The organism is Mesorhizobium sp. RCAM 06353, assembly GCF_059683585.1.
Map to the genome: position 1 here is coordinate 3,041,462 of NZ_CM185031.1, position 12,519 is coordinate 3,053,980.

At 60.3% G+C, this 12,519-nt stretch carries 10 protein-coding genes and 2 pseudogenes; 8 read left to right on the top strand and 4 right to left on the bottom strand.

Annotated elements, in window-relative coordinates; genetic code table 11:
- Positions 1 to 132: 132 nt before the first annotated feature.
- On the bottom strand, positions 133 to 1,473 hold the full coding sequence (locus tag AC56QX_RS14530) for an IS1380 family transposase (protein ID WP_497112851.1): 1,341 nt from the start codon (positions 1,471 to 1,473) through the stop codon (positions 133 to 135).
- 227 nt (positions 1,474 to 1,700) lie between these two features.
- Here AC56QX_RS14530 and AC56QX_RS14535 point away from each other — a divergent pair, with 227 nt between their 5' ends.
- From AC56QX_RS14535 to AC56QX_RS14545, 3 genes are all read left to right on the top strand, one after another.
- Positions 1,701 to 2,087 (top strand): hypothetical protein, encoded by a 387-nt coding sequence (locus AC56QX_RS14535; protein WP_497116843.1) that lies wholly within the window; start codon positions 1,701 to 1,703, stop codon positions 2,085 to 2,087.
- 607 nt (positions 2,088 to 2,694) lie between these two features.
- Positions 2,695 to 3,606: an ankyrin repeat domain-containing protein gene (locus AC56QX_RS14540; protein ID WP_497116845.1), complete on the top strand. Its 912-nt coding sequence runs from the start codon at positions 2,695 to 2,697 to the stop codon at positions 3,604 to 3,606.
- A gap of 30 nt (positions 3,607 to 3,636) precedes the next feature.
- Positions 3,637 to 4,053: a thermonuclease family protein gene (locus AC56QX_RS14545; protein WP_497116847.1), complete on the top strand. Its 417-nt coding sequence runs from the start codon at positions 3,637 to 3,639 to the stop codon at positions 4,051 to 4,053.
- 939 nt (positions 4,054 to 4,992) lie between these two features.
- Here the strand turns inward: AC56QX_RS14545 and AC56QX_RS14550 are convergent.
- Positions 4,993 to 5,163, bottom strand: a pseudogene (locus AC56QX_RS14550) (SOS response-associated peptidase); the annotation flags it as partial.
- Between the two features lie 54 nt (positions 5,164 to 5,217).
- Here AC56QX_RS14550 and AC56QX_RS14555 point away from each other — a divergent pair.
- The 5 genes and pseudogenes from AC56QX_RS14555 to AC56QX_RS14575 all read left to right on the top strand — a co-directional run bounded on the left by AC56QX_RS14555 (position 5,218) and on the right by AC56QX_RS14575 (position 10,545).
- Positions 5,218 to 5,838: a hypothetical protein gene (locus tag AC56QX_RS14555; RefSeq protein ID WP_497116849.1), complete on the top strand. Its 621-nt coding sequence runs from the start codon at positions 5,218 to 5,220 to the stop codon at positions 5,836 to 5,838.
- A complete protein-coding gene (locus AC56QX_RS14560; RefSeq protein ID WP_497116851.1) occupies positions 5,789 to 6,376 on the top strand; it encodes a Shedu immune nuclease family protein in 588 nt (195 codons plus the stop codon). The genes AC56QX_RS14555 and AC56QX_RS14560 overlap by 50 nt, the downstream gene beginning before the upstream one ends.
- Before the next feature lie 331 nt (positions 6,377 to 6,707).
- A pseudogene (locus AC56QX_RS14565) lies at positions 6,708 to 7,052 on the top strand (transposase); the annotation flags it as partial.
- A 186-nt stretch (positions 7,053 to 7,238) separates the two neighbouring features.
- The gene (locus AC56QX_RS14570) at positions 7,239 to 8,264 is read left to right on the top strand and encodes an IS110 family RNA-guided transposase (RefSeq protein ID WP_497116853.1); all 1,026 of its coding nucleotides are present in this window, start codon (positions 7,239 to 7,241) and stop codon (positions 8,262 to 8,264) included.
- A 1,156-nt stretch (positions 8,265 to 9,420) separates the two neighbouring features.
- Complete coding sequence (locus AC56QX_RS14575; RefSeq protein ID WP_497116855.1) at positions 9,421 to 10,545, top strand: hypothetical protein; 1,125 nt, start codon at positions 9,421 to 9,423, stop codon at positions 10,543 to 10,545.
- Positions 10,546 to 11,023: 478 nt separating this feature from the next.
- On the opposite strand, the gene AC56QX_RS14580 is transcribed toward AC56QX_RS14575, so the two are convergent.
- Together AC56QX_RS14580 and AC56QX_RS14585 are read right to left on the bottom strand one after the other, a co-directional pair.
- Positions 11,024 to 11,623 carry an NADPH-dependent F420 reductase gene (locus tag AC56QX_RS14580; protein WP_277704084.1) on the bottom strand — a complete coding sequence of 200 codons (600 nt, stop codon included), beginning with the start codon at positions 11,621 to 11,623 and terminating at the stop codon, positions 11,024 to 11,026.
- Positions 11,624 to 11,625: 2 nt separating this feature from the next.
- Positions 11,626 to 12,519 carry a pirin family protein gene (locus AC56QX_RS14585; RefSeq protein WP_497116857.1) on the bottom strand — a complete coding sequence of 298 codons (894 nt, stop codon included), beginning with the start codon at positions 12,517 to 12,519 and terminating at the stop codon, positions 11,626 to 11,628.

Below are 12,519 nucleotides of genomic sequence, written 5' to 3' on the forward strand. Positions count from 1 at the left end.
CGACGATTTGGTCGCGATGTGGGTGCATTTTGACAAGCCTGGGCGGGCGGCGGCGGTGATCCGTCGTGATGGCAGGCGGGGTTTGCAGGTTGCGGTCGGCGGGTTCGTTTCGGGGCGTCTGCGCCCCTGCGGTTATGTCGCGAGCCGCGGGATGCGGTCGAGGACGATGCGCAGAATACGCTGGTCGGGGCAGGATGTCGGCAGGTGCAGGCGGATTTGCGTTTTGATCTCGACCACCCGCGCGGCGATTTTGATGAGGCGCAATCGCAGCGTGTCGAATTGGGCGACGGCAAAGCTCGAGCGTTTCGGCATCGCAGCGCGCAGGCCCCACATTAGCCAGTAGGCGCCGGCATGCAGGAAGAGCCGGAACTGGTTGGCCGTCGCTCTTGTGCAGGATGTGCGGTCGGCGGCAAGATGCGTCTTCCAGGACTTGATGTGGTTCTCGGCTGCGCCGCGCCGGCAGTAGAGGTCCTCGTAGAGCGCCTTGGCCTTGCCACTGGTCAGATTGGTGACGATGAAGCGGGTGTCGGCTCCTTTGGCGCCGACCTCGACGCGGGCGATGATGCGCTCGACGCGGCTCCAACTGGCGGCGCCGTCAAAGAACTCCTTGAAGCGGCGGACCTTGTTCGATTTCGCCGACGCTTCAAAGCGCGCCGTCGTGCGGGCTTCCAGGTCCGCGACATGCTCGCGCAGCGTCGTGGTCGGCGCTACGCCGAGGATGAAGTCTACACCGTTGGCGCGGCACCAGTCGATGACCTGCGGACCGCAGTAGTGGCTGTCGGCCCGGATCAGGATCCGTGTGTTCGGCCAATTGCTCCGGATCGCCCGCACGAGGCGGCGCAGGTGGGGGCAGATCTCAGCCCCGCGCGGCCGCCTGGCCGGTCGCAGGATCGCGCTGACGAACCGGCCCGCACCGTCGAACACTACGATCGGCTGGAAGCCGTATTCGTCGTAATGCGCGTTGAACAGGCGCAATTGCTGGCCGCCATGTACGGCGTCAAACGTGTCGTCGATGTCGAGCACAATCCGCTTCGGCACCTGCCGGAAGGAAGCGCAATAGAGGTCGACCATCGCCCGCCCCATGGCGACCAGCTCCCGCACGCCGGGCAGGTTCTCCAGCCGGCACAGCGTCGATTGCGAGGCCAGATCCCGACCCGACGGCAGCGCATCCTGGGCCATCTTGAAGACCGGATCGGAGCGCAGCCGGTTGGCGTCGTTGCCATCCTCATAGCCGGCGGCGATCATCTTCATGCGAAAGCCGATCATGTCCGCCAGGCTGTGGACCACCTGGTCCGGGCAGCGCGGATCATCGATGCAACGCGCCAGACGGTCGGCCACCCGCAGTCGTTTTTCCACCTCGGCCAGCACCAGAACGCCACAGTTGGAGGACAACATGCCGCCGTCGAAACGGGCGACGACGGACTTGCCGCCCACTGATGACAAACCGCTCAGCGGCAGGGTAAGATCATTCATGGCGGGTGTGGTCTCCGGGAAATGATTCGGATCGGCCTTAGCAACCAAATCCTACGTCATTTCAACGGCTTGCGCCACATCCGCCAACCCGCCGTGAATTTTTCGGGCTAGATGCCTGGTGCGCTGCAAACAAAGAAGATACCAAAGCTTATGAAACCTGCCAATTCGTAGGCCACGAGCAAGCCATCGCAACGCATTACGGCGTTTCCGATCCGTTTGCCGCGCTGATGCCGCCCATTTGGGACACGCGCGTTTCGGCTCTCGTTGCCGCAGCTCCGGGCGGCGAACTGCACGCGTTTGGCGACAAAGGCATTGCGGCGGTCAAGCTGCCGACGCTGATAATGTTCGCTTCCGACGACACCGTTGTCTCGCCTAAATTCAACGCTTTGTGGGCGTATGACGGCATCGGCAGTCCAGATAAAGCGTTGGCCGTGTTTGATCATGGCGGGCACACGTTGTTCATGAATTCATGGATGCCCAACTTCCATGAGGCGACAGCACTGGCCACAGCGTTCTTTCTCGCCATCCTCAAAGGCAACCCCGCCGACAGGGCGGCGTCGATGCATGATGCGGCTTCGTTTCAAGGCCTAAGCTATCGGTCGACGTTACACTAGACGGGTGGATAGGCTGCCGCTGAACGGGGAAGAAAGCTTCGCCACGCGTCGCTGAAGGACTTTTGGGAGGCATGAGTAGCCCTACCGGCGCAGCACCTGTGAGGTGCCTGCCTACATCGCATCGGGTGGCGCGAAGAAGCAGTTTTCGTCTTCTTCCGTGGGATGTAGGCAGATGTGGAAGTTGCCATCCCCCGAGGGGATAACGACATCGTACGGCACGAAGTAGTGGTCCTGATGAGTGACTTTTTGATGGTCGCCCGGTCGTAGGATAACCACGAAGCCATCTGGCCGGGGCGTCACAGTGGAGCTGGGTATCTTCCCGCAGTCGCCAGTGACGGGATCGCCGTGGCAGCAAGCTGGGGGATAGCCCCAATTTCGGTCCGGGCCGTGGGCCAATGCCGCGCTTCCCTCAATTCCCGCAGCCGTGGCGATCACGCCTGCAAGGCACGTCACCTGTCTTATCCCGACCGCATGCATCGATTGGGGGCCGCCTCAACGGCAACTGATGTCGTCAAGGCCATCATACACCATTAGCCTTCACTAATATATGCTGGAAGTGCCCACCTGTTGGGTGTATCTTCCTCCTTATCGGCGGAGGGATGCCGAAATGCGGGGTTTATTCGCAAGCTTCCTAATCTTGGTATGTGCCGTCACAACAGCGAACGGCGGTGCGCTCCACGACGCGGCCAAGACAGGCGATCTCAAGGCAATCACGGCGGCGCTTGATGCTGGCGCCGACATCGAGGAGCAGGAGAAGGGAGCAACACCGCTCTTCCTCGCGGTGCGCAGCGGCCACGTCGAGGCAGCGGAGCTGCTGATCAAGCATGGTGCCGATGTCAACAAGGAAGCGGCACTCGGCCTGCCGATCACCGTTGCCGTGCTGAAGGATGCCGCTGACATGATCCGGCTGCTACTGGCGCATGGTGCCGACGCCAACGGCAGGACGAGGGGTGAACCGATGCTGACCCTCGCAGTTGCCAATGGCTGCCTTGACTGCGTCAAGGTGCTCGTCGAGGCCGGTGCTGACGTCAACGCCATCTGGGTCCAGGGCGATCCCAATCAACGGCCGGGCATCATCACGGCCTATCATCTCGCAAAGCACGACGACCATCAGGACATAGCCGCCTACCTTCTGGCGCACGGCGTCGTCATCCTGAAGCCGGAACCGATTTCCGCCCGGCTCGCGAAGGGCGACCCCACCAAAGGCGCGGCCTTCTTTGCCACCACGTGCGCCCCCTGCCACGTCGTGCGGCCAAAAGATAATTCCACCATAGGGCCGAACCTGTGGAACGTCGTCGGACGCGACAAGGCCTCGACGAGCTTCGAGCGCTACTCCAAGACCCTGCTGGCCTTAGACGGGACCTGGACATACGAGGACCTCAACGTCTTCCTCGCCGGTCCCACGCTCACCACGCCCGGGGTGAACATGGACTTCCGAGGCGTGCCCGACGAAGCCGACCGGCTGAACGTGATCGCCTATCTTAGAACGCTTGCCGACACACCGGTGCCACTGCCGTAGGGGTGTGCGTTTAGCACGGCCATGTGTAAGTTGATCCTCACCCTTGCCTTCGTGCTCACCTGTGGCCCTGTGTCCGCAGCAGAGCATTGGTTTGCTGAGGACGGCGACACGCTGTGGCATGACAAGAAACGAATGCAATTGCTCGGTTTTGATGCTCCAGAAATTTCGCAGGCGTGTTTTGATGCCGCTGGCAAAATCTGGCCCTGCGGCAAGTATGCGCGTGACCACGTTCAACATCTTATTGCCTCGGGTGATGTATCCTGCATCATCGAAGGCAAGGACCGTTATGACGACGACGTCGGCGTCTGCTTCGTGGGAGGCATCGATGTCGGACGGGACCTGGTGAAACACGGATTGGCGGTAGCCGACACTCGATACCTTGCCGAGGAACAAGAAGCCCGCATTGCCGAACGCAACTTGTGGGCAGGGAGCTTTATCAAGCGGTGATAGCAGCTACGGGCGTCCACCCCCCGAACCATACCTGCCGGGATCAATGCGATCAGTCTCATGGCTTCCTCAACCCCACACCCGCGTCACCACCATTCTCGGCAATGAACTCAACGCGAAGACGACGCGAACCTGCCCTTCAGAGCGTGCTTCGGGTCCGAGCGGTGCTTCCTAACAGCCGGACCCGCGAAGCCCCTTAAACCGCGCCCATCGGACGTAGAACAGGGCCTATTGGCTTTTGCCAGTCAGCCCCAGGGCAGCTTTGAGCGCCCGCTGGGCTACCTCCAGAATGGCGTCTTGTCCATGACCATAGTCCTCTCCGACGCTCCCCGACGAGTGACCAAGCACGATGTCTTGATCCGCCTTTGAGACACCAGCCAACCGAAAGCGGTCCTTCATAAGGTGGCGAAGGGAGTGCGTAGTGACTTTGGGCAGCGGAAGCGGAGGATGCACCATTCGGCCGCCCGTACGCAGGGAACAGCATCGCCGAACCGCCCGCAGCCTTCACGGCCGCTTTGGCAGCATCCAGCGCAGTGCCAAGCAACGGGACACGACGTCGGGAAACAGCGTTCTTGATGCGCCTGTCATCATGCCATTCGACTGTCATGTGAGGGATCACATGGTCTAGGTGAACGTCCGACACCCGCAAACCCGCCACCTCCGCCAGACGGCACCCTGTACCCTCCAGCATCTGCCAAATCCGTTGGAGGGCAGGGTTGGCGAGGACCAGGATGCGGGCCGTGGTGTCCTTCAACTCCTCGGCCGTGAAGGGGCGGCGCTTGTCCCGGTCGGGCTCGGCCTTGTCCTTCGGGGCGGCCTCAAGGTTCATGAAGGGGTTAGCCGAGCCGGCTAGGTCATATTCCCGAATTGCGTGGTTCACGACCGCGCGGACAACATTCAGATATCGGTTTACGGACGACGGCTTGCGCCCGTCGAGCATAGAAGCTTGGCAAGCTCACGTTGACCGTCAGCGGCATTGCGGACCACTGCGCCGGGCATGTTGGGGTAGACGTCGAGGGAGGGCTCTAGGTTACCCATGATGTCCCGCATGGCGCGGGTCCATTCGCGGATGGCGTCTTGGCTGGTGGTGATGTTGTAGAGGTTGCACATGATACTATGCTGCAACAGAAATTCCTTGGACACCAGACGGGCAGGGGCCGGGCCATGGACCATGACGACGCAAAGTTCTTCGAGCTTCGGAAGGAGGGCAAGACCTATTTCAGCAAAGTCTTCACACACGGTACGATCAACCCTGAGAGGCGGCGACTAGTTCACGGGGTCTTCGAGGGCACTGAACGAGCCGTGATAGGTGAGGTCGAGGGTGCACTTTGCCTGCGACTGACAGGAGACCAACGAAAGACACAGGTGACAGCGCTTATTAGTCAAGACGAAGCGACTATTCGTCGTGTGACCCTGCAAACGTTCAAATCACGCGCAGCCGGCTGGTTTCAGGGTTACGAAAAAGACGCATTCACTTTTAGATCCGATGAGTTTGAGCGCCTGCTCGAATTTCTAAACGGGATTAAGTTCATCGACCTGTCCAATGAAGACCGGTTTCAGGTCGAGGACATATCGGTCACGTCAGGCCCAAAGATCATCACTGACGCGGCGGATCGCTCTTTGCTTAGCCGAATTCGACAGCTTGACGATGGCCAGCGCGAGAGGCTGTTCCGCTCTCTCCATGCCGAGCTAAACCGTAGAAGAAGTCAATTTGCTCTTAGGCCGCAGACAGGCCTTGGAGACTTTCGAGGCTCAACTTGGTGCTGGAAAGTGGAGCGAAGGTGATTGGCAGGACTTCTTTGAGGGCCAGAGTTGGGTGTTCGGCTATGGCCTCGACTACCGCATAATGAGGCCCTTTGATCGCGAGATGGTCGTCGGCACAGCCGGAACAGATAACCGGGAGAAGCCAACGGTCGATTTCTTATTGACCTTCACCGACTACACCGTTTTGGTGGAGATCAAGCGTCCCGACACTCAAATATTTCAAGCCCGTAAATCTGGGCGTGCTGGAACATGGCGGTTCAGCGTCGATTTTATGGACGCTATCTCCCAGGTCCTTGAGCAGAAGGCAGAGTGGCTGAGCGCTGCGCAATCCAGCAGCGGCTTCGACAAGTCTGGCAGACGGCGTTTGGAAGCCAGAACTAGGGATGCCAAAACGATACTCGTTATTGGCAACCGAGGCGAATTCGATCAATCAGACAATCTCCGCGATGCGGCAATCAAGCGCGACACTTTCGAGCTGTTTCGTCGTGATACCCGGAATATAGACATTGTCACTTTTGACGAACTGTTCGATCGCGCAACTTTCATTACCAAAAGTTGACGCTTGGGCGGACTGCCGTAGCAAGTCGGGCGTATCTGGTTTCAAGAACGTCCAAAAATCTGAGACCTCGACCTCGACAGGTGTGGAATCGCGCTACCCCCCGGTGGGTGGCGGAAACGGTAGGAGAGCGCAGTGGAGGCAGTGTCCCGAACTTGCACGAAATGTGGCGGATCGCGCTTCAATTTGTGGAGCCGATGTATGGATTGCCGCAATTTACGGGCGAAGGTCAGGCAGGCCCGAGAGCGGGCCGACGGCGGTACCCACACTCGCGCACAACGTCGGTCGCATTCTACGCATCGGTCCGATGCCGCTAGCAGTGCCAAATCTCGTCTTCGGGCTGACCTCGCGGCGCTGGCAGTCGGGCACCTCGATCGACGTTCAAGGTCGCATATCGAAAGCCGGCGATGCTGATGTACGACGCTCGCTTTACGAGGTGGCGTCGGGGTTGATGACGCGCTTCAAGGGCTCCGACAAGGTCAAGAGATGAGGCCAGGCGATCGCCAAGCGCTCCTGCCACCGCAAGGCCTGCGTGGCTGTGGCGCGCAAGCTGGCAGTGATCATGCACGCGATGTGGAGCGACGCCACGTTCTATGTCGGCGATCCGGCGGCAAGCCAGGCGGATGCCGGCCGGCGTGCCCATGACAAGGCCCGCAAGCTGCTCGGAGCGCATCGATGAGCAGAAGACCGGCAGTTGAAACGCATGGCGCCGGCACGCTGACAGGCGCCATCTGACACAAGAGATCCGCTCCAGCGGATGAGGAATGATGCAGACCAGGAACGACGGAACGCACGTTATCTTATGGGATGGCTCGCCCTCCAGTCCCAGCCAAACTGCTAGTCCGTGTCAGAAGGAGGAAGGAAAATGAACATCGTCGTACTCGGAATCGATCTTGGAAAGACGCTCTGCAGCCTGGTCGGCCTCGACCGTGAAGGAGCGGTTGTGCTGCGTCGTCGGATACGCCGTGCGTCCCTTGCTGCATTCGTCGAAACGCAATCGCACTGCATCATTGGCATGGAGGCGTGCTGCGGTGCTCATCACCTCGCGCGTCAGTTCGTCATGGGCGGACATGAGGTTCGGCTGATGCCGCCCGAGTATGTGAAGCCGTACGTGAAATCGCACAAGAACGATGATCGCGATGCGGAGGCAATCGCCGAATCGGCTACACGGCCGACAATGCGCTTCGTGCCGATCAAGTCTGAAGCGCAACTCGATGTGCAGACTTTGCACCGTGCCCGCGAGCGGCTGGTCGGCACCCGAACGGCGCTGATCAATCAACTGCGCGGCGTGCTTTTCGATCGCGGCATCGTCATCCCCAAGGGGCGCCCAAAGCTGAACCTGTGGCTGCGCGAGAACCTGCCGGACAACACACTCCTAACCGCCAGGATGCGGCAACTCGTTGATGACATGGTCGACGAATTGCACGCGCTCGATCATCGGATCAAGCAACTCGATCAGGAGTTCGAAGCGCTCGCGAAGAGCGATCAACGGGCTCGTCTGTTGCGCAGTGTTCCGGGCATTGGCGCGCTCAACGCTACGGCGCTGGCAGCAGCGGTCGGCGACGTGTCGGCGTTTGCGAAGGGGCGTGACTTCGCTGCTTGGCTGGGGCTTGTTCCACGTCAGATCACGACCGGCGGCAAGCCGCGCCTGACGGGGATCAGCAAGCGCGGGAGCACCTACATGCGCGTGCTTTTGATCCATGGCGCGCGAGCGGCACTGCCATATCTGGCGCGAATGGACACCCAGCTCGGCGCTTGGCTGCAGGCACTGCTCAAGCGCGCCAAGCACAACGTGGTGGTCGTTGCGCTTGCCAATAAACTGGCCCGGATCGCCTGGGCCGTGATGTCGAACCAGCGCCCCTACGAAGCCGTGATGGCCTCCAAGGGGTGACGAGTTTGGTCGAGCCGGTCCGTCCCGGCATCTGCTCGGCCGCATGAAGTCTGCGGGAGGATGTACATAGAGATGGCCCAACGGTTGATCGGCGTTCGGCAAACCTGTCGGCAGGCAGCGGCCCTTTCGAGGTCGTGTATCTTGTTAGGAGCCGGGCGCGCGAATCTCCATCTTGGCAGGGCGCGCAGAGCGCCGAGGCCGGATACATTGGTGCAGACCGGTTGTTCCATCCAAAACATTCTGCTTGCAGACGGGGCGGGCCATACATTGCCTGCGGCCGCGCCGATCGGAAGACGGCCGGACCGCGCTCGATTGCCTGTGACGCTGCTCCGTCAGTGCGATGGAAAAATGCGCCGCGACGGCTCGAGCGCTGCAACGCTGCAGCCCAAACATCCCGTCGCAGAGCGCGGAGGACTGCTCGTCGCATCGGAACTCGACGCCAAAACGCGGGATCGTAGCCTAGAGAACAGATTCGTATATTATCGCGGCATTGAGGAGAGACGACGATGGATGCCAAGTCTCGCAGAGCACAACCGATTAGGACGGCAGGATAAAAGGCCGCACATTGTGCGACTTTCGGTTGGTTGTTTTTGCTCGGATTTCTAGCGTCCTCGGCACATTGTGAGGTTTTGCCGCAATGTGCGCTTCGATCCGAAACAATTGTTTTAGCTCAACAATTTACAATGTGCTTCTCGATCGGCGATTGCGATTGTCCACGGATATTTGGAAGTGGTTCCGCACCGCCGCGAGGTTAGGCCCTGGATGGCTGCCGCGTTGTCATGAGGGCAGCCTGCCCCCTTGCCGACATGGCATCTTTGACGGGCAGTCTGCGACCTCGATCGCCCAAGTTCCGAACGTTGGACCGGCTATCAAGAATGGATAAGCCGGCGCCACGCTGTCTTAAAAGTTATCCAAACCGCTGATAGGCGGATGACGAGCGATGTGCATCACCAGCCGGTGCTGGCGGTGCGATGTCGGCCGATCGAGTTGAGACTTATTCGCCGTGCAACTGACACGCCTTGAGCTTTACAACAGGGTCTGCGAGAGGCCTCTCAGCAAAGTTGCTCCAGAGCTAGGACTTTCCGGCTCGGCGCTGGCAGCCATATGTAAGCGATATCACGTTCCCTATCCTGGGTCGGGATATTGGACGCGTAAATTGCTCGGGCTGCCGGTAGACTTGCCGCCACTGCCGGAGTCATCGGACGAACTGATCGACCTAACGTCGTCGACCCCAAAGCCACGACGAAAGAGAACCGTAAAGGAAGGCCCTGTTCGCAAGACCAGACCTGCCGTGAAAGCCCATCGCCCAGCGCGCCATCGGCTGCTCTTCGGCGTTGAAGAGCACATGCGAAAAACACGCGACGTTAAACAGGGCGAGTTCCTCAGGCCCTACAAGAGAATCCTGCCGGATCTGATTTCCTCAGAGACCCAGTTGCTTCGCGCACTCTCGATCGCCAACGATCTCTATCTCGCGCTGGACGAACAGGAATACCGCGTTCAAATCGCGCCGGCTGGCGGCGACCTTGATCGTATCTCCATCAAGGAACAGGAGTTGGAGCGCAAGGATCGCAAATACGGGCAATATCACCCCGGGAGCATCTGGGCTCCGGATCGACCTACCGTCCTCTATGTCGACACGGTTCCGATCGGGCTCGCCATCACCGAAATGACCGAAAGAGTGATGGTGCGATACTTCGACGGCGAATACCATCGGGAGGACAGCAGGCTCATCCGATCCGCCAAGCCTTGGCAGTTAACGCATTCCTGGACAAGAGAGCAGGACGTGCCCTGCGGGCGCTTCCGGGTCATTGCCTACTCGCCGAAAAAGGGCGTCGACTGGTCTGTCAGCTGGCAAGAGACCGGGGAGGAGCCGCTTGGTGCTCTGATCCCAAAAATCGTGGAAACATTGAAAGAGGCCAGGGGCACGCTTCAGCGCCTTATGGACGCCGAGGATGTGGCGGCGGCGAAGAGGAAGAAAGAAAGAGAGGAGGAGTGGGAGCGCTATCTAAAGCAGGAGGACGCCCGCAAGGTGGCTCAGGCACTAGCCGATAGCCGGCAGCAGCTTGCGGAAATTATTGAACGGTGGGGCAAGGCGATGACAATAGAGCGCTTTTTCGTGGACGCCGAAAAGCGGTTGAACACTACGGATGATGAAGATCGCCGCAAGCGCCTGGAGGAGCGTCTGGCTCTCGCGAGAGCAATGATGGAAAGCGTCGATCCGCTGGATTTCATCGAAAGCTGGCGGGCACCGCAGGAGCGGTACCAGGCAAAATTCGACTAGACGAGATATGTGCTGCCTAGACTTGTTCATGGCGGCAACGGGGCCGTTTGCAGAATGGAAGGTCTCGGATTCCGACCGGCCAAAGCGGACATTCCCCCATGCCGCGCCCACCGACGGTTCCGGCCCATTGCCGACCGTCGGCGGCCGTGGCAAGCCGCATTGTGGCTTTTCCGTACCAGCCATTCTCGCCGGCCGCAGCATTTTCAGTTGGACAATGCCGCCGATGCTGACGTGTCGCTCAACCGTGCAAGCCGTCAGGCTCCAAGCGGGCGCGATCACACCTACCGGAGCATCAAACAGGACCGAAGGTCCTTTGCCGACTACTGGCCCGAAACATCGAAAAAAGACCGGTGCCAAGACCTCGGCCGTTGCCAGCTTTGGCTTCGTCCAAATATCACATGCTATGGTTCATTGTCGGATCGCCAGATGGACTGGCGGTCCGACGGATTTCTTCTATCTCAACCAACCTCACACGCTTTCAGCCGACCTTGATCAGGTTCTGGAAAATCAGGGCATTTCTGGCTTGGATCAGGCGCCCGCCTTCCGCGATCTTGCCCAATTCGATCGGTGCATAGCCAAGGTCGGAGACCAGTTTGGCGACCAAAGCGCTGGAGGCCTCGTCGTCGCTCGACACGAACACGACGCGGCGGCCATCCGGAATGGCGACCGGGGCTACAAGTCCCTTCATCGGCAACTGGTTGAACGCCTTGACGAGATTCGCGCCGGGGACCCGATCTGCATTGACCTCGGACGACAAGCGGCCCTGAAGTTCGCGCTCCTGCACGTCGAGCGGCAGAAAGGCAGCGTTGGTGACGTCGATAACGATCTTGCCGGTCCAGTCCGACCGCGTGGCGGCAACATCCTTGAAGTTGAGGAAAGGGACGGCAAAGAAGATCACGTGGGCCTCGAGAGCCGCGTCCAGCGTGGCTGCCGTCACACTCTGGCCAAGCGATGCGATCAGGGGCTCGATCGTGGCCGGGCCGCGGGTGTTGGCAATAGCGACGTCGATGCCGGCGCGCGAGAATATCCCGGCGAGGGTCAGACCGACGTTGCCGGTGCCGATGATGCTGTAGGTCATGGTCATTTTCCTTTTGGTTGCGCCACTGCTGTGGCTTGGCTGTTGGAGGCGAAGGTCCCGCGCGCAAAGTCCCGGCGGGCCTGACGTATTTCTTCGGCGGTGTTCATCACGAAAGGGCCGCCGAAGACGACAGGCTCGTGCATGGGTTTTCCCGCAAAGACGAGAAGGCTCACGGACGTATCGTCCGTGCGCAGTGTCAATTCTGTCGGCTCCGGCTGGTTCGGGCGCGTAAGCCAAGCGATTTGCCCGGCACTGACGCGGCTTTCACCCGGTCCGACAAGGACGCTGCCTTCCAGGAGGAAAAGGAAGGCGTTGTCTTCTCCGGCAAGGTCGATCGACGTAGCGTCGCGCGGACCCAGATCGACCTTGAGCATGGTCACCGGGACATGGTTCAGCGTAGGGGCCGAAATCCCATGACTTTGCCCCGAGAAGACGGAGATACGGGTGCCGCCCCGCTCCCACAGAGGCCGGTCCACCGCACGCAGATGCTGATACCGTGGTTCGGTCATCTTGGCGGCGGCGGGCAGGTTGATCCAGAGTTGCAGCGTGTGGGCAATCGTGCCCGGAGGCGCGCTTTCCTCGTGCAGAACGCCGCGCCCCGCTGTCATCCACTGTGCATCACCGGACCCTAACCAGCCGAGATGACCGGCCGAGTCGTGATGATCGACCACCCCCTCGATGACGTAGGTCAGGGTTTCGATGCCGCGGTGCGGATGAACGGAATAGGCACCATGCGGCATCCAGTCCTCGCCCATCAGCAGAAAGGGATCGTTGAAGGCGGGATTGTCGCTGCCGATCAACCGCCGAACCCGATGGCCGGAAACGAAGCCCGCTGTGGTCACTGGATCGTCAATCCGGGCAACGCCGCGTTGGGCGACTTGCGGTTGAAAGATCAT

Excerpts from the sequence above, each read along its gene's own strand:
- AC56QX_RS14570 (WP_497116853.1), top strand. The coding sequence starts at position 7,239 with ATGAACATCGTCGTACTCGGAATCGATCTTGGAAAGACGCTCTGCAGC.
- AC56QX_RS14555 (WP_497116849.1), top strand. The coding sequence starts at position 5,218 with ATGGACCATGACGACGCAAAGTTCTTCGAGCTTCGGAAGGAGGGCAAG.
- AC56QX_RS14585 (WP_497116857.1), bottom strand. The coding sequence starts at position 12,519 with ATGATCTTTCAACCGCAAGTCGCCCAACGCGGCGTTGCCCGGATTGAC.
- AC56QX_RS14580 (WP_277704084.1), bottom strand. The coding sequence starts at position 11,623 with ATGACCTACAGCATCATCGGCACCGGCAACGTCGGTCTGACCCTCGCC.
- AC56QX_RS14535 (WP_497116843.1), top strand. The coding sequence starts at position 1,701 with ATGCCGCCCATTTGGGACACGCGCGTTTCGGCTCTCGTTGCCGCAGCT.
- AC56QX_RS14530 (WP_497112851.1), bottom strand. The coding sequence starts at position 1,473 with ATGAATGATCTTACCCTGCCGCTGAGCGGTTTGTCATCAGTGGGCGGC.
- AC56QX_RS14540 (WP_497116845.1), top strand. The coding sequence starts at position 2,695 with ATGCGGGGTTTATTCGCAAGCTTCCTAATCTTGGTATGTGCCGTCACA.